The organism is Gimesia sp. (assembly GCF_040219335.1).
Classification (GTDB): domain Bacteria; phylum Planctomycetota; class Planctomycetia; order Planctomycetales; family Planctomycetaceae; genus Gimesia.
Genome location: NZ_JAVJSQ010000026.1, coordinates 194,550 through 210,953 on the forward strand (window position 1 = coordinate 194,550; position 16,404 = coordinate 210,953).

The 16,404-nt window shown below is 54.8% G+C and carries 17 protein-coding genes; 4 read left to right on the plus strand and 13 right to left on the minus strand.

What is annotated here, in order from left to right:
- Positions 1-30: 30 nt before the first annotated feature.
- A complete protein-coding gene (locus RID21_RS20790; RefSeq protein ID WP_350192182.1) occupies positions 31-1,071 on the plus strand; it encodes a bile acid:sodium symporter family protein in 1,041 nt (346 codons plus the stop codon).
- 26 nt (positions 1,072-1,097) lie between these two features.
- Here the strand turns inward: RID21_RS20790 and RID21_RS20795 are convergent, their stop codons facing one another.
- The gene (locus RID21_RS20795) at positions 1,098-1,715 is read right to left on the minus strand and encodes a helix-turn-helix domain-containing protein (RefSeq protein ID WP_350192184.1); all 618 of its coding nucleotides are present in this window, start codon (positions 1,713-1,715) and stop codon (positions 1,098-1,100) included.
- Between the two features lie 133 nt (positions 1,716-1,848).
- On the opposite strand from RID21_RS20795, the gene tdh reads away from it, so the two are divergent.
- Together tdh and RID21_RS20805 are read left to right on the plus strand one after the other, a co-directional pair.
- The gene (gene tdh, locus RID21_RS20800; protein ID WP_350192186.1) at positions 1,849-2,880 is read left to right on the plus strand and encodes an L-threonine 3-dehydrogenase; all 1,032 of its coding nucleotides are present in this window, start codon (positions 1,849-1,851) and stop codon (positions 2,878-2,880) included.
- A gap of 45 nt (positions 2,881-2,925) precedes the next feature.
- Positions 2,926-4,110: a glycine C-acetyltransferase gene (locus RID21_RS20805; RefSeq protein WP_350192188.1), complete on the plus strand. Its 1,185-nt coding sequence runs from the start codon at positions 2,926-2,928 to the stop codon at positions 4,108-4,110.
- On the opposite strand, the gene RID21_RS20810 is transcribed toward RID21_RS20805, so the two are convergent.
- From RID21_RS20810 to RID21_RS20830, 5 genes are all read right to left on the minus strand, one after another.
- On the minus strand, positions 4,107-5,003 hold the full coding sequence (locus tag RID21_RS20810; protein WP_350192190.1) for a hypothetical protein: 897 nt from the start codon (positions 5,001-5,003) through the stop codon (positions 4,107-4,109). The genes RID21_RS20805 and RID21_RS20810 overlap by 4 nt on opposite strands.
- On the minus strand, positions 5,000-5,656 hold the full coding sequence (locus RID21_RS20815) for a MotA/TolQ/ExbB proton channel family protein (protein ID WP_350192192.1): 657 nt from the start codon (positions 5,654-5,656) through the stop codon (positions 5,000-5,002). The genes RID21_RS20810 and RID21_RS20815 overlap by 4 nt, the downstream gene beginning before the upstream one ends.
- A 248-nt stretch (positions 5,657-5,904) precedes the next feature.
- Complete coding sequence (locus RID21_RS20820; protein WP_350192194.1) at positions 5,905-7,113, minus strand: 2,3-bisphosphoglycerate-independent phosphoglycerate mutase; 1,209 nt, start codon at positions 7,111-7,113, stop codon at positions 5,905-5,907.
- Positions 7,114-7,261: 148 nt separating this feature from the next.
- Positions 7,262-8,593 carry a glycosyltransferase gene (locus RID21_RS20825; protein WP_350192196.1) on the minus strand — a complete coding sequence of 444 codons (1,332 nt, stop codon included), beginning with the start codon at positions 8,591-8,593 and terminating at the stop codon, positions 7,262-7,264.
- Between the two features lie 37 nt (positions 8,594-8,630).
- Positions 8,631-9,374 carry a type 1 glutamine amidotransferase gene (locus tag RID21_RS20830; RefSeq protein ID WP_145190398.1) on the minus strand — a complete coding sequence of 248 codons (744 nt, stop codon included), beginning with the start codon at positions 9,372-9,374 and terminating at the stop codon, positions 8,631-8,633.
- 494 nt (positions 9,375-9,868) lie between these two features.
- Between RID21_RS20830 and RID21_RS20835 the strand changes: the two genes are divergently transcribed.
- A complete protein-coding gene (locus RID21_RS20835) occupies positions 9,869-10,432 on the plus strand; it encodes a protein tyrosine phosphatase family protein (RefSeq protein ID WP_350192198.1) in 564 nt (187 codons plus the stop codon).
- Positions 10,433-10,438: 6 nt separating this feature from the next.
- Here the strand turns inward: RID21_RS20835 and RID21_RS20840 are convergent, their stop codons facing one another.
- The 7 genes from RID21_RS20840 to RID21_RS20870 form a co-directional block, all read right to left on the minus strand.
- Positions 10,439-10,804, minus strand: coding sequence for a hypothetical protein (locus RID21_RS20840; RefSeq protein ID WP_350192200.1), 366 nt, complete (start codon positions 10,802-10,804; stop codon positions 10,439-10,441).
- The gene (locus RID21_RS20845) at positions 10,764-11,099 is read right to left on the minus strand and encodes a DUF7710 domain-containing protein (protein ID WP_350192202.1); all 336 of its coding nucleotides are present in this window, start codon (positions 11,097-11,099) and stop codon (positions 10,764-10,766) included. The genes RID21_RS20840 and RID21_RS20845 overlap by 41 nt, the downstream gene beginning before the upstream one ends.
- 123 nt (positions 11,100-11,222) lie before the next feature.
- Entirely contained in the window at positions 11,223-11,873 is a 651-nt protein-coding gene (locus tag RID21_RS20850) for a class I SAM-dependent methyltransferase (RefSeq protein WP_350192204.1), read from the minus strand.
- Positions 11,874-11,903: 30 nt separating this feature from the next.
- Complete coding sequence (locus RID21_RS20855) at positions 11,904-12,203, minus strand: Rho termination factor N-terminal domain-containing protein (RefSeq protein WP_350192206.1); 300 nt, start codon at positions 12,201-12,203, stop codon at positions 11,904-11,906.
- Positions 12,204-12,639: 436 nt separating this feature from the next.
- The gene (locus RID21_RS20860; protein WP_155365673.1) at positions 12,640-13,977 is read right to left on the minus strand and encodes a DUF1501 domain-containing protein; all 1,338 of its coding nucleotides are present in this window, start codon (positions 13,975-13,977) and stop codon (positions 12,640-12,642) included.
- 288 nt (positions 13,978-14,265) lie between these two features.
- Positions 14,266-15,672: an MBL fold metallo-hydrolase gene (locus tag RID21_RS20865; RefSeq protein WP_350192208.1), complete on the minus strand. Its 1,407-nt coding sequence runs from the start codon at positions 15,670-15,672 to the stop codon at positions 14,266-14,268.
- Between the two features lie 32 nt (positions 15,673-15,704).
- Complete coding sequence (locus tag RID21_RS20870) at positions 15,705-16,154, minus strand: protein tyrosine phosphatase family protein (RefSeq protein WP_350192210.1); 450 nt, start codon at positions 16,152-16,154, stop codon at positions 15,705-15,707.
- Between the last annotated feature and the right edge of the window lie 250 nt (positions 16,155-16,404).

The following is a 16,404-nucleotide window of genomic DNA, read 5'->3' on the forward strand; positions in this document are numbered from 1 at the left end:
ACCCGCCCCATACGAACTGAAAACTGAGTCATGCTTGCCTTTTTTCGACGCCGCTGGTTTCTGCTCTGCATTACGGTTGTAATCGCCTGCGGCGTCTATGCCGGTCACGAAGGATCGCAGGAAACTCTGTCACACCTAAAGCAGTTCATTCGCCCTTCGTGGCTGACGGCGATTGTGTTGTTTCTGATGTCACTCAGTCTCAACTCCGAGCATCTGCTCTCCTCGATCCGCAAGCCGGGACCGCTGTTTCTCTCGCTGGCGACGAATATTATGCTGCTGCCGCTGATCGCCTGGGCGCTGCTGCCGCTGCAGCTGACTCCCGATTTTCAGGTCGGGTTGATCATTATGGCCTGTGTGCCGTGCACTCTGTGCGGGGCTTCAGTCTGGACCCGGCGGGGCGGGGGCAATGACGGCGTGTCCCTGATGGTAACGATGATCACCAACGGGGCCTGCTTCCTGACCGTCCCCTTCTGGATCCTGTTGATCACCTCCCGCGAGATTGAATTCGACCGCTTCGCCATGGTCACCAAGCTGTTTTATGCAGCAATGCTGCCGGTACTGTTCGGCCAGATCCTGCGGATGAACAAGACCATCAAACAGTTTGCCGATCGGATTACTTCGCGACTGGGCACCGTGGCACTGATCTTCGTGCTGTTCATGGTACTGCTGGCTGCGGTGCAGACCGGTTATGGCATTCAGACTTCGGAAGTAGGCATCTCACTGGCAGCGGTGGCGGTGGTCTGGATCAGCTGCATCGTGGTGCATGTGGGAGGTTTTTTCACCAATCTGCTGCTGGGTAAAACGTTTCGATTTCATCCGCGGGACCGGATCGCCAGTGCGATTGCAGGGAGTCAGAAGACATTGCCGATCGCGGTCTTCGTGGCGACGGATGCATCGATGTTCGGCGACGCCGGTCTGCCCTCTGCTGTCTTTCCACTGTTGATGTTTCACACGTCGCAGTTCTTTATCGACACGATCCTGGCTGATCGACACCGTGAGAAGTACATGACCTCGTCGGAACCAGAGCCCGTGGAAACGGAACCGCAGCCTGTCTCTGCCTGCGAGCAGTAAGCTGACTTCCCGGGTGCTGTCAGCGTTCAGTTCTGATAGATAACGACCAGGAACAGGAAGGCTTCGCCGCGGCCCGCATTTCTGATGGTGTGCGGCACATCGACCCGATAGCTGGCGGAATCGCCAGGGCCGAGGACCGTTGTATCGTCGCCGGACTGCAGTTCAATTTTGCCTTTTTCGACAGTCAGAAATTCGCGCGTCCCCTTAAAGTGGGGCGCGCTTTGCAGCTTCCCGTTGGCGTGCAGTTGCACTTCGTAAAACTCGACGTCCTTTTCGAGGTGCAGCGGAGAGAGCGTGCGGATACGACACTCGTCATCGGAACGATAATGGAACGTGCGATCGTCGGCCCGGATGACTTCTATTGATGAGGTGGAGATCGGCGCTTCTACCAGTTCGCCCAGGGCGATGCCGAAGGCCTGTGAAATCCGCACGGTGACGGCCAGCGTGGGATTGGCTTCGCCCCGCTCGATCTGACTCAGCATGGAACGACTGACACCGCAGGCGGCCGAGAGGGAATCGAGTGACCAGCCCCGCTCTTTCCGCAGGGTGCGTACGCGCTGCGAAAGCTGCCCGCTGATCTCATCGGGGGAGAGCTCAGCCGTTGGTTTGCTGGCGGTCTGTTTTCCTGGCGAAGGCACAGTCATCTCTTTTTCCAATATACCGGATTATGACTCTTGCAAAATGGATTTCCGTTTTCTATTATACTGGATAATCAGGCATTATAAAGGATTCAGTCAGCTGATCCTCCAAAATATTTCTGCACACCGGGGTGAAATCATGAAGGCACTCGTAAAGAAAGAGTCAAAGCCGGGTCTCTGGCTGGAAGAAGTCCCCAAGCCGACGATCGGCATCAATGATGTGCTGATCAAAGTCGATCGGACGGGGATCTGCGGCACCGATGTCCATATCTACAAGTGGGACGACTGGGCACAGAAGACGATTCCGGTGCCGATGGTGGTCGGCCACGAATTTGTAGGCGAGATTGTGGAAGTCGGCTCGAACGTGGCTGACTATGTTCCCGGCGAAATCGTCAGCGGAGAGGGGCACGTGGTCTGTGGTCGCTGTCGAAACTGTTTCGCGGGACGGCGACACCTGTGTGCTCATACGCGGGGTGTGGGAGTGAATCGTCCGGGTGCATTTGCCGAATACATTTCGCTGCCGATGACCAACATCTGGCATCATGACGATTCGATTAACCGGGATGTGGCTTCCATTTTCGACCCCTTCGGTAACGCCGTCCACACGGCCCTCTCGTTTGACGTGCTGGGAGAAGACGTTCTGATTACCGGGGCAGGACCGATTGGTGTGATGGCGGCAGCTGTCGTTAAGCATGCGGGAGCCCGGCATGTGGTCGTCACTGACGTGAACCCGTACCGACTGGAACTCGCGAAAAAGATGGGGGCGACTCTCGCGCTGGACGTGCGGGATAATACGATTGCCAACGCCCAGAAAGAACTGGGGATGACCGAAGGCTTCGATGTGGGACTGGAGATGTCAGGGAACCCGGTGGCCTTTCGGGATATGCTCAACAACATGTGCCACGGCGGTAAGATCGCGATGCTGGGGATCCCGGAAAAAGAGATTGCCATCGACTGGAACATCGTTGTGTTCAACATGCTGACGCTGAAAGGGATCTACGGTCGCGAAATGTACGAGACCTGGTATAAGATGACAGTCATGCTGCAGAGCGGGCTGGATATCAGTCCGATCATTACACACCGTTTTCATGCCAGCGAATTTGAAAAAGGGTTCGAGGTAATGCTGTCGGGCCAGTCCGGCAAAGTGATTCTCGACTGGAATGAGATGTAAGACAGAATACGTCACGACGCCACAAACTTTAGCAGGATAAATCCCATGTACGGATCGATCAAACAGGAACTGGAAAAGACGCTCGCAGAAATCAAGGACGCCGGTCTGTATAAGTCGGAGCGGATCATCACCACGCCGCAGGATGCACACATTCGCGTGGCAGCCGGTGAGCCGGTGTTGAACATGTGCGCAAATAATTATCTCGGACTGGCCGAACATCCAGAGGTGATTGCAGCAGCACACGAAGGTTTAGACCAGTGGGGCTACGGTTTGTCCTCGGTCCGGTTCATCTGTGGGACCCAGTCGATACACAAGGACCTGGAGCAGAAACTGAGTACGTTCCTGGGGACGGAAGATACGATCCTGTATACATCGTGCTTCGATGCGAACGGTGGGCTGTTTGAAACACTGCTCACAAAAGAGGATGCGATCATTTCGGATGAGCTGAATCATGCGAGCATCATTGACGGCGTGCGGCTCTGCAAAGCGCAGCGGTTCCGCTACAAGAACAACAACATGCAGGATCTGGAAGAACAACTCAAGGCGGCACAGTCGGCCCGGTTCCGCCTGATTGCCACCGATGGTGTATTTTCAATGGACGGATACATTGCCAATCTACCGGCGATCTGTGATCTGGCGGATAAGTATGATGCACTGGTGATGGTCGACGATTCACATGCGGTTGGCTTCATGGGAGCGCACGGCAAGGGGACGCATGAATTCCACGACGTAATGGAGCGGGTTGACATTCTGACGGGAACGCTGGGCAAGGCACTCGGTGGTGCCAGCGGTGGTTACACCAGTGGTCGCAAGGAAGTGATCGATCTGCTGCGACAGCGGTCGCGTCCGTACCTGTTCTCGAATTCCGTCGCTCCACCGATTGTGGCTGCGTCGATCAAAGCCATCGACCTGCTGACCGCTTCAACGGAACTCCGCGACAAGCTGGAAGCGAACACGAAACATTTCCGCGCAGGAATCTCGCAGGTCGGCTTTGATGTGCTGCCGGGCGAGCATCCGATTGTGCCCATCATGCTGGGTGATGCGTCGCTGGCAGCCCAGGTCGCGGACGCGTTATTGCAGAAGGGGATCTACGTGATCGGGTTCTCTTATCCCGTGGTGCCTCAGGGCAAGGCGCGGATCCGGACCCAGATTTCCGCGGCGCACTCGATTGAAGATCTGGATTTCGCGATCGAGAAATTCAAAGAGGTCCGCGAAGAGTTGGGGATTTAACGGGACTCGGCCGGCGGTTGCTTTGTTGTATCAGTCGGCTGCGGGACAAAGCCCATCACCGCGTATTCGAAGCGGGTGCGACCACTGCTGTCGGCCCGCATGCGTTCGGCGACCAGGGGCAACCCCTGTGTGGCGGCGAAACGGACAGAGGCTTTGGCATCTCCGTAGGAGAAGAGAATGATCACCAGGCTCTTAGGCTGCGGGGTTGTTTTGTAGACAGCATAAAAGCGATCGACGAACTCTGCCTGCGATTCCGCCCGGAAACTGGCTGACTTGTCACCAATCTGCAATTCAAAGACGCCATTCTCGGTCAGATAAAGATCCCAGATGTCACTGCGTTTGGTGAGTTCGTCGTAGGTCAGGAAGTGCCGCACGACATCTTCGCCGCGAGCCTCGGCCAGTTCCTTGAGCTGTTTTCTGACGCGTTCCCGTTGTTCGCGGGTTTCCGGGGAATCGGGAGTCCCCTTGGATTTCAGCAGCGGATCCAGCGTGTCTTCCGGTAGCTGGAACAACTGTTGTACGAGTTCCCCGACCCGGTCGCGCTGATCACGCAGGCGTTCGATCTGCTCGGACTGTTCCATCTGCGTTTTTTCTGACTGCTGCTGCAGCAACCGCATGCTTTCCTGCGTGACGGCATTGGCTTCCCGGGCCTTCTCGATCGCCTGGAGTGCTTTGGTTTTCTCTGCGGAGAGTCGTTTTAACCGCTCCGCTTCCGATGCCTGGAGTTGCTGCAGATGCGTGAGTTGTTCTTCCGCCTGGGTGACTTTGGTCTCGGCGCGTTGTTCGATGCGGGCGGTCGTCTCCTGCGTGTCCATGAATTGCGCAAAGATGACAATCAGGAGCAGGTCGAGCAGGGGTGTGAGTTGGAAAGTTAAGCGACGGCGGCTGATCATGATTTCGCGGCACTCCCCTCTGCGAATGCCAGTTCCCGTTTGGCGCGGACGACGGTATCGCGGACATGTTGCCGGTTTTCGACCAGGCCGAGAAACGAGGTTTCCAGAATACTGTTGATAAACATCAGCAGTATGGCAGCAGCCAGGCCGACGAACGTGGACCAGATGGCATCACCGAAGTGACTGACGATGGAACTGATGGCGGAACCGTTTTCGGCTCCGGTATTCGCCTGCAGAGCCGCGCCCATGGCGAGGATCGTTCCCAAGACCCCGGCGAGGGGGTAGGCCTCGATCATCGTGCGACAGATGTTGTAGCAGGTCTCGAAGAAGTGCGAATTGAGATAGCGGCGTTTTTCATCGAGAATATGCACGCGTTCGGAGAGCACCTTGCGGTCAGCCGGATTGGCGCCCGGTTCAATGGTTTCGTTGACGTCTGCGAGAAAGGCTTCGATCTGATCGGAGAGGTGACCGGTGGAATCGAGCAGGCTACGGTGCTTGAGTCCGCGGGTGAAGTCATCCAGGGATGAGGCGATGCCCCGCAGATCGCGGCGGGACCAGACCCAGAGTACAAAGAAGAAGAACAGGTGCGCTCCACAGGCCAGAATGATGATGAAGGTGGAGAGTCCTGAAAGCTGGCTTAAGTACTGCGACATCAATGACACCCGGAGTTGAAGATAGTTGAGTCCCTGTTCTGTGTCCGACCTGGCGCACGGTCCCTGTCTAACAAACGTTATTATTAGCAGGATCGATCAAAATCATCTGGTTTCCTTGATCTTTCCTGTCGATCGGCGACTGCAGTCCATTTTACACTCCAGTCACAACGAATATAACGAAAAAGGATGCCGCCTTCCGCAGAAGAGGGCATCCTTTGAGGTTCTGGTTTTACTGATTCCGACTGGGATCAGGCACCATATTTTTCCAGGCGACCGGCGTGCGCCATAGCCATGGACATCAGGTACTTGGCTTCAAACTGTCCCAGTCCGCCTTTAATGCACTCGGCTTCACCGAAGCTCTGGCAGCCATCAAATCGGGCGTTTTCCGCAGACAGCAGTACAGGCACGGGGTGCCAGCTGTGCGATTTCATTTTGGACGGTGTGCTGTGGTCGCCGGTGACGATGAGCACATCCGGCTTGAGTGCCTTGATGCGGGGGATGCAGGAATCGACTTCTTCGGTCTTGGCGACCTTGGCAGCGAAGTTACCATCTTCGCCGGTGGAGTCGGTGTATTTGTAGTGCACGAAGAAGAAGTCGTAATCGTCCCAGATCTTTTCGAGGCAGTCCATCTGCGATTCGAGGGTCTGGCCGGCATCTTTGACGTCCATGCTGACCAGGCGGGCCAGCCCACGGTACATCGGATAGACGGCAATGGCAGCGGCACGGGTGCCGTAGACTTCTTCGAAGGTGGGGATCTCCGGCATCTTGGCGATGCCCCGCATGGTGAGCAGGTTGGCAGGACGATCGTCTTTGAGGATCTCGCCAGCCTGCTTGAGGAATTCCTTACAGATCTCGGCGGTCTTCTGAGAGGCTTCGTTCTGTCCGACTGGTTCGAGAGGAGGTACGCCGGTTTTCTGAGGATCGGTATCGTTGATGTCGCCGCCCAGGCCTTTGGCCCGCAGGACGATCACCAGGCGGTATTCTTTGACCGGACGGACGAAAACTTCGACGCCGGGAATTTCGATCTGATCGAGTTTCTTGCAGAGCTCGACTCCGATATCGCTGGCGATGCGACCGGCACGACGGTCGGTGATGTTGCCATCATCGTCGAGCGTACAGAAGTTGCCTCGGATGGCGACGTCATCGGGACCGAGTTCAAAATCGATGCCCAGCGCTTCGAGTACACCGCGACCGATGTTGAACTGCAGCGGATCGTAACCGAACAGTCCCAAGTGACCGGGGCCACTCCCGGGAGTGATGCCAGGGAGCACGGGAATGCTGCGTCCCAGGGTTCCGTTTTTGGCCAGTTCGTCGAGGTTAGGGGTGTTGGCTGTTTCCAGTTCGGTTTTTCCGCCCGGTTCCAGGGGGAGTCCGCCCAGTCCGTCAGAGACGAGCAGAACAATCTTGGAATCATTTTTCTTCTGCAGTTTTTTCATTAACGCATGCAAATCAGCCATTGAAATACTCAAACCTTATATTCGTATGTTTATATATGATGGAGCGGGTCTGGCCCGTTCCGCACGATTTCCGATAGAAGCTATACCATAGCGGAATCCGGGGAAATTGTTAAGCAGGACGGCGGGTCATTCAGCAGCCAGCGGGCAATTAGCGCGGGTTCTCGGCGGGAGTCGCAGCGGCGAGGCGATCGCGGAAAAACTGCAGGCTTTCGGTGGCCATCAGCTCAGAGTTGAAGCACTGGCGCACGCGTTCGTAACCCTGTTGTGCCAGTTGTTTACGGTAATCCTTGTCCTGGTACAGACGTTCCCAGGCCTCGACGAGTGCCAGGGTATCTCCCGGGGGAACGAGCAGTCCGCCGGCGGTCTGTTCGATCAATTCCGGAAAGGCACCGTGGGCGGGCTGGACGACGGGGACGCCGTTCGCGAGGGCTTCCAGCACGAAGATCCCCTTGGGTTCGTGGTATTCGGTCGGCACGGAGAGGACGGAGAGGCTTTTGTAGAAGTCGACTTTTTCCTCGTGCGAAGCGGGGCTGCCCCAGTAGCGGTAGGCGTCCTGAAGTTCATCCAGGGGCGCGGTGGTCTCCCTGAACCAGGCTTCGTTTTCTTTACCAAGAAAGCCTCCCACCAGCAGGCGGCTGTCGGGATGGCGCTCGTGGAAGATCTTGAAGGCTTCGACGGCGTTTTGCAGGCCTTTTTCTTTACAGATACGGGCGAAGAAGCCGATGGTGAAAGGTTCTTCGATGCTGGTCTCCGGCGTGCCGTCATAGCCATCCAGATTGATGCCGAGCAGGACTTTGCGGAAATGGTCGACGGGCACATCCAGGTAAGCGGACATGAAATCGCGGTAGTAATCACTGTGTACGAGAACGCCATCCAGTTGTTGCACGTTCGAGCGGATCAGTTCCAGCGAACGGCTGCGGTAGGGTTCTCCGAGTTCTTCCAGAAAGACATCGTCTCCCTGAAGAATGCAGAACAGGGGTCCCTTGAAATGCTGCTTGATGGTCCTGATGGTCCCCGAGAGCAGGGCGTTGCTGAGGCAGATGACATCGGGCTTGAGCGTCTCACCGAGGAACCGGGCGAGTTCTTCAATTTCGACACCTTCGGCTCCCTGTTCTCCTTCCAGCAGATTGACGGTCAGGGCGCCCAGTTCGTGGGCGTCATTACTGACCCCGAAACTGGTCGCGAGGTTAATGATCCAGGGTGTGTCCAGCCAGTGTTTGAGGAAGCGGGGCAGAGCGCGCCAGATGCGGGAACGGTAATTCAGATAGACGTTGATCCCTCCCAGGAAGACCGGGGAGCCGGTCATGTTTTCTTCGTCGACGCGAATGGGAGTGTAGGTGGGGACGAGGGTTGCTTCGGCCCCCTGCAACATCATGGCTTTGGTCCAGGTGTTGTCGTGCATGCATGCACCGCAGAACATCCCTGCTCCTCCGGAGGTGATGATGGCGACATGCAGTTTCTTGTCTGGCGGTGGGGTCATAAACGGTGTACCTGAGTAATTACGGGCGGGAAGAGGATCAGGTCTGGTTCAGATGCCGGGGGGCGATCTCCTGCACGAAACGTTTTAACAGAGCCATGGTTTCGGGTGTATCGTGAATCGAGTGGCGGAACTCATCGAGGGAGAGTCCGGCGATTTTCTCGACATATTCGGGGTAGGTATTAAGGCGGCCCAGGAACGATTCCCGGTCGAGTTCAGGATGGAACTGAGTGCAATAAATGGGGCGATCGAGGAAACGATACGCCTGATTTTCCACACGATCAGTGGAGGCGAGCAGTTCGGTTCCCGGAGGTAGTTCAACGACCGTATCTTCATGACCCATCAGACCTTGCAGAATATCGCCTGCGGGGCCGAAGATGGGATCAGCCTGTCCTGCAGCGGTCAGGTTGACGTGATGGACACCGATTTCTGCCCGGTTGAGATCGTGGACCACGCGGCCTCCCATGGCGCGGGCCATTGCCTGGAATCCCCAGCAGGAAGCGAACGTGGGTTTACGGAGATCGTGCACAACCCGCAGACTTTCCAGGGCAATCTCCAGCCAGCGACCTTCTCCTGCGGCGGAATAGTGACCACTGCCGCCGATGAAGACGACATCATGAGACACGAGATCGACTTCCGTTAATGGACCGCCGAGCAGATCGAAGACGGCGATCTGGCTGGTGTCGACATCCAGGGAGCGGGCGAAACAGTTGACTTCCTGCTGTTTCATCGGATCGTCTGAATTGCGAACCTGTAACAGGAGGTAGCGAAGTTGTTGCAGCATTACAGTCCGTTCATTTCCTCACGTTGTCCCGCGATAGGGAAAACGGTAATCATGTATTCAGAATTCTAATGGCGCTTAAGCTCACTGCCGCTAATCTGACAGCAATTTTATCTTACAATTCCCTTGCAGGAAATGATATCAAGGTCGTCAGAATCTCGGATTTTGATTCAGCGCAGACCTCAGGAATCAGTGATAGTTCATGTATGAACAGATGCCAAATCAGATTTTTTACGAGGAATTCATTTTCGTTTTATATATCGCTTGACAAAAATGACGATTCTGGCGATATTCACTATACACAAATTGTTTTTATCTCGTGCGTCATCTCCCAGGAGGATATATAAGTTTTCCTTTTTTTGAACCTCTTCGATGCATGAATTATTCAACGCCAGTCAGCTCGTCTTGACTGGCGTTTTTTTGTGTCCATACGGCGATTCTGTTAGAATGATCTGATCCTTACCTGATCCGACCTGTTTTACTGACTGGAATCAACCATGCGATGCTTTCAAACCGCTCCCCTGCTGCTGATATTCTGCCTCGCGACTTACCCGACGACTGTCTGGGGTGACTCCAAAACAGAGGCCGCCTCCCGAATGCTGCAGGCGGAGGAACTGGGACAGATCTCTCCCCTGCACCGGAGTGGCCAGATCTACCTCGCAGGTCAGCCGGGAGAAGAAGATTTCAACCTGATTCAGAAAGCGGGCGTTAAGACGGTGATTAATCTGCGTCCTTCAAGGGAGCTGAAATGGGACGAAGCGATGTACCTGAAGATGCTGAATCTGGATTATGTGCAGATTCCCTTCAGGGCGCCGGAATCATTGACGCCTGCGATTTTCGACCAGTGCCGCAAACTGCTGAATGACAAATCGAAGCAGCCTCTGGTTCTGCATTGTGCATCAGCCAACCGCGTGGGAGCAATCTGGCTGACGCATCGTGTGCTGGACGACGGCCTCAGTTTCGAAGCGGCCCTCGCAGAAGCCAAACAGGTCGGACTGAAAACCCCGGGTTACATCGAGCAGGCCAGAGCGTATATCGCCCAGCAAGGGAAAGCGGAGTAAGCGGAATTATTGTGTTTGTATCTGAATCTGCCCCGATTTGAACATCAGAACCGGCTCCTCAAAATCTGCATCAAAGATGCGATAATTGACCTGCTCCCACTGATGCGAGCGGGCGTTTTCTGCTGTCAGTGAGGAAAACTGCAAGCGTCTTATCCCCATGTCCGGCAGCCTGCATTCTGCGACCTGTTCCAGAGAAAGACAGGCGACCAGGTTCGTCGCCAGATCGGATTCCAGTATCAATTCAATGTCTGGATAAGGTCCAGCAGACCACTCCATCACAAAACGAGCGACGTTCGTAAACTCGTGCCAGGGAAAGTCTACAAGCAGTGTATCATTGATCTCGAACGTCTGGCCGGCCTGCAGGGTAATCATCTTCGCTGCCCTCTCTTCCCTCAATTCCCATTTCGTAATGGAAATGCTCCTGGCTCGCGCTGGTGAAGCGGCTGATAAACCGGGGGCTGGACTGATAATCCCTGGAAGGTTTGAAAATTCCTTCCGCGATAGCCCAGTCATAGACGCCTGTATCGAGAGGATACTTAGTCAGAATACCTGAAAGCTGATGTTGGGCGATGAAGTCTTCCGCTTTTTCTTTTGTGGAAAATACACCACAGCAAAACTGCGCTGCAGTCCCATGAAATACCCACACCGCATCATTTTTTACAGCCATAATAAGTCCCGAAACGATACCTGGCTCCGGATTTCCAGATGTTGAACATACCGGAAACCAGGACACGTTCCAGAAAAACAGGTTCACACTGTAGCAATGAGGGGCAGTCGGCCCCGTAAGTGGTCAGGCTTTGATCGACCTGGCGTTGTGACTGACATGGTGGCATTCCAGTACCGACTTTTCCCAGACGAAGATCTCCAGGGGTGGCAGATTCCACAATACCATCGAACGTTTCTCGGGAGGACCGAAGTATTCTGTTGCCAGATCACAGACACTGCTGCGGAACTGGTATGTCACGAAAGCACCGCCGGGGGAGAGTTGCTGATAGATGGATTCCATCAATGTGCGTCCCTCTTCCGGCGAGAGGACTGAGAACGGAATCCCCGAGACGATGGCATCAGCCGAGGTAAAGTAGTTCCGCTTCAGAATGGATTCCAGATCGAGGGCAGAACCGATCTCGACGATCAGACGCGAGTCTGCGATCTGCTGGAGCGATGCAGCGAACTCTTCGACCACTTCCACACAGAGCAACTTGGACTGATCAGACATAGCCTGCAGCAGGGCCTTTGTCGTCTCGCCGGTTCCCGGTCCGAGTTCGATAACGGTTTTGGCGTTACTCAGACAGGCAAGTGAGCTCAGTTTGCGTTGCAGGTAACTGGAACTGGGAATACAGGAAGCCACCTGCAGCGGGTTCTCGAAGAAGCCACGCAGAAAACAGGGCAGGGTCGAAGTGATCGATGTAGTGTCCTCACCTGGCGAACGTGAAATATCCATGATGTAATCCTGACTGAAGAGGTGATTCGGCTAGCGTTTGTCACGAATGGCTTCGATCAGCTCAGCTTTATTCAGCTTGCTGCGGCCCTGAATGTGATGCTCTTTCGCGAGATTGTAAAGTTCATCTACAGTGCGGTCTTCCAGACGTGTGTGAGGGTTACCGGTTCCCTGAGTGGTCTCCTGGGGCGTTCTTCCCTCTTTCCGCCGTTGTTTATTGACTGTGCGCGCGGCGATCTCTTTCGCCTCGGAACTGGATTTTCCTCGCTCAAGGGCACTCTCTCTGATTTTCTTGTACTGCTTTTCATCTTTTTGTGTCCAGGTGGTCGGCATGGTCTCAGTTCCTGGCGGCCGGTATTAAAAAGAAAACTGAAGCGAGTTCCCCCCCCATTCTCATTGGCATGGCCCGCTCGAGAGCCATACCCGATATAGAAACTCGCTCCAGTTTTTATCGGAGTTAGATAGAGTGAAACCAGTTGCATTTCCCGTGCCAATACCACTTCACGGCTGAGCAGTAATTTAAGCCCTTCACGCCTGAAATACCGCGGACAAGGCAGGAAAGCGTGATGAGAATTTTTTCCGGCTCAGCCAGGTGGCTGGATTCCGAAATGAAAGGGAAGCAGCTTTAGAATCTGACACGGTTGCTGAGCGACCAGCGTGGTCTCTGGCAAGCCACAATCAGCAGTGATCTGAGACATAACGCGAAGCGAAACAGAATCGCAGCCAGGTGGAAGAACTGCTCACTCTGACGAGCTCTAAGCGATTGCTATTAGACGATTTCCGGCATTGGGAGATAGCCGCTGTCGACCAGATACTGGGGACGACCGGCGTGATCGGGCAGGGTGACCCGCTCGATGTCGATTCCCATATTGTGGTAGAGGGTCGCAAAGACTTCCTGGAAGTGGACAGGACGGTCATCCGCTTCGCCGCCAAGACGATCAGTGGTGCCAATCACCTGGCCAGTCTTCATTCCACCACAGGCGAGCAGTGCGTTACAGACGCGGGGCCAGTGATCCCGACCGCTGTTGTTGTTGATCTTGGGAGTCCGTCCAAATTCGCCCCAGGCGATGACGGTCGTGTCTTCGGCAAGTCCCCGCTGATGCAGGTCTTCAATCAGAGCGGTGATGGCCTGATCGAAATCGGGGAAGTTCTCTTTGGCCCGTTTGAAGTTGCTGCCATGCCAGTCCCAGAAGCTGTAACTCAACGTCACCATGCGGGCCCCCGCTTCAACGAGTCGACGGGCCAGCAGGAACTGTTCGTTCAGACGAGGGGCGGCGTCCCCCTGCTTGCGCGAAGTCCCTTTGCCGTAACGTTCCCGAACCGCGGGATCTTCTTTGGAGACATCGAGTGCTTCGACGAGTCGTCCGGAGGAGAGAACGCCGAATGCCTGTTCGTTAAAGGCGTCCAGGCCTTCCATGGAGCCGCTGTTATCTGCATCGCGGCGGAACTGATCGAAACTCGTTAAGAGTTGCTTTCGATCCTGCAGACGGTCCAGGGTAATTCCATTGAGGGTCATATCCCCCTTCATTTCCCCGTTCGGATTGAAGGGAGTATGTGAGGTGCCCAGGAAACTGTTTTTTCCGAAGTTGTAGGGCGTGTGCTGCATCTTCGGCGAGAGGTTCACATACGCAGGGGCCGTTGCCCGCGGATCGCCTTTGAGGCGCGAGAGAGCAGAACCGATTTCCGGCCATCCACCTGCAGGCTGATTGCGATCGCTGTGTCCGGTCATACATTGAAACGAAGCGTGTTGACCAATAGACCCGACGAGTGAATTCACGAAGATACTTTTATCAGCGAGACTGGCCAGGCGGGGCAGATGCTCACAGATTTTGATGTCCGGTACATTCGTGGAGATCGGGTTGAACTCGCCTCGAATTTCGGAAGGCGCATCCATCTTGAGATCGTACATGTCCTGATGCGGCGGTCCACCCGGGAGGTAGATCATGATGATCGACTTGTGTGATTTCCCGGTACCCGACTGTTGTTCTGCCCGCAGAAGTTGTGGGAGCGTCAGACCGCCGAATCCCAGCGCGCCGACCTTGATGAAATTGCGGCGTGAGACGCGATTGCAGAATCGGTTGGCAGCTCCGTCGAAAATATTCAGCATTATCTACTCCAGGGCGGGGTCAGCAGTGCGTCCAGTGACGCCAGGCAGGGTATGGTCAGTCTGGATGGAAAGCGTTTCAGTTTCCCATCTTATCTCTGATCGGCGGAGTTGTCCACGTTGATCCATCAAGATCCATTCACATGAGTGGATTCCCTGGATTTTCGTCCCGGGCTGCCTTCGCAATTAATAAAACAGGATCAGGCGGACCGTATCCGTGCCACCGGTTGAAACCCGCCTTTGTCGAGCCGACGGAACGGAGCCTGGACCAAGAGCACAAGCTCTTTAATTTCAGGCATTTAAGGGCAGGTCTGCGGCTTTCCAGGCGGACATACCCCCGAGGACGTTTGCCACATCAGTGAAACCGGCGCGGCGGATGAACGAGGAGGCGATCGATGCGCGATAACCAGAGCCACAGACCACCGCCACCGGTTGTTCCAGGGGGATTTCCTCAAAGCGTTCCTGCAAAGCACCGCCGTGAATGTGGAGTGCCCCTTTGATGTGACCGGCTTCCCATTCCCGTTCGGTGCGAACATCCAGCACCGTCAGCGGGTGCTGCTGCCGCAGTTTGTGATGCAGGTCCCGGACTGAAATGGTCTCCAGCATTTCCAAAGGGAATCCCGCTGTTTCCCAGGCATTGATGCCCCCTTCGAGATAGCCCTGAATGTCGTCGAAACCGACGCGAAGCAGATTGGTGACGACTTCTTGCACCTGAGATGGCTGATCGACGACGAGCAGAATCGGACGGTCATAAGGGAGAACCCAGCCCGCCCAGGTAGGCAGATTTGATCCCATAGGAATGTTAATAGAATCCGGGATGTGTGCTGCCGCGAACGCCTCTTTGGAACGGACATCGACAATCAGGCAATCCTGACACTGTCGCTCTGCAACCTGTTTCGCCGACCAGCGTTTCTGTCCCGGGAGTTCCGGTCCGATGATCGCCGGACCTTCCTTATTGATTCGTTTCATGCGACTGAAATAGGAAGGGGAGAGCGGCATGTCCTGCAGCAGGTCTTCGATCCAGGGTTGTTCGTCCTGCTTCTGCAAGACACTGCTGAAACGCCTTTCAAAACCCAGTGTGGACGAACGTCGCGAGCCAATCGCTTTTCCACACAGAGAACCGGCCCCGTGTGCAGGAAAGATTTCCAGGAAATCGGGCAGGGCCTCGATTCTCGTAAACACGCTTTCATAAAGTTGGTGCGCGAGCTTCTGTTGTTCGGCTTCGCCCAACAGATCCGGACGTCCGACATCGCCTACGAACAGAAAGTCCCCTGTAAACATGCACCAGGGCGTATCCGGGCTGCGGGATTCGTCGAAGAGCAGTATGGCGATGTGTTCGGGTGTGTGACCGGGAACATGCCGAAACTCGAACCGAAGCTTCCCTAACGACAGCGTGTCGTCTGCTGATACATGACGATCAGCGAATGATTGAGTCCAGTCCGCAGCGCCATACGCTGAACAGTAAATCTGCGGTTGATTGTTCAGTCGCGCTTTCAACTCACATGAGCCGGAAACAAAGTCGGCATGCACGTGGGTCTCGATAATATATTCAATGTGCAAATCTTGCTGGCGGGCAAATTCAATGAAGTCATCGACATCGCGGGGCGGGTCAATCACGACCGCGGCCCCGCTCTGATCATCACCGATCAGGTACGAACTTATCGCCAGCCCCGGCACAAACCGTGGATAAAAAATCATGATGAGTACTCTCTGCGGATTGAGTGTGACGCTTATTTGTCGTGCGTATCAACGTAGTGCTTGACGAAGTCCTTGAGTTCAGGTTTGTCACACTGGAAGCCCATCTCTTCTGCTTTCTGCAGGGTCTGTTCGCCGGACATTCCGTTTTCGACGGCGCGTTTCATCATGGCCATCGCACCGGCGCGCTTACCACTTTTACAGTGAGCGAAAATCGGTTTGGGCAATGCCTCAAACTGCTCACGAAATTCGTCGACCTGTCTATCGTCCAGCATGTTCATGGAAACAGGAATGTGGCAGTATTTCATTCCCGCTGACTCAACGGCTTTTCCTTCCGCTTCGGGTGTCAAAGGCATTCCTTCTTCATTGGCAGTGCGAAAGTTCACAATTGATTTGAAACCTTCGTTGCCGAATTCGTAAATTTCGTCCCGGTTCGGCTGAGGTCCAACGGTAATCTGATCACTGATTTGCATCGTGTTATCCATGTGTAGACTCCTCTTCTCTTGAAGGTCGAGTGATTCACTATCCGCTATAAAATCAGTCGCAAATAACATACCAGACATGCAAATCCAGATAAGTTCCTGCTTTTGCCAATCACTGAATGGATTGCTGGTTGATCAGCGTCCACAGTGCCTGCTGAGCCGACAGTGGAAAAACAATATTCAAAAAAATGCGTGATGTTCCTTCGGGAAAAACGCCTTACAATATGAGATGTCATTCCGCAGGAAGTACATT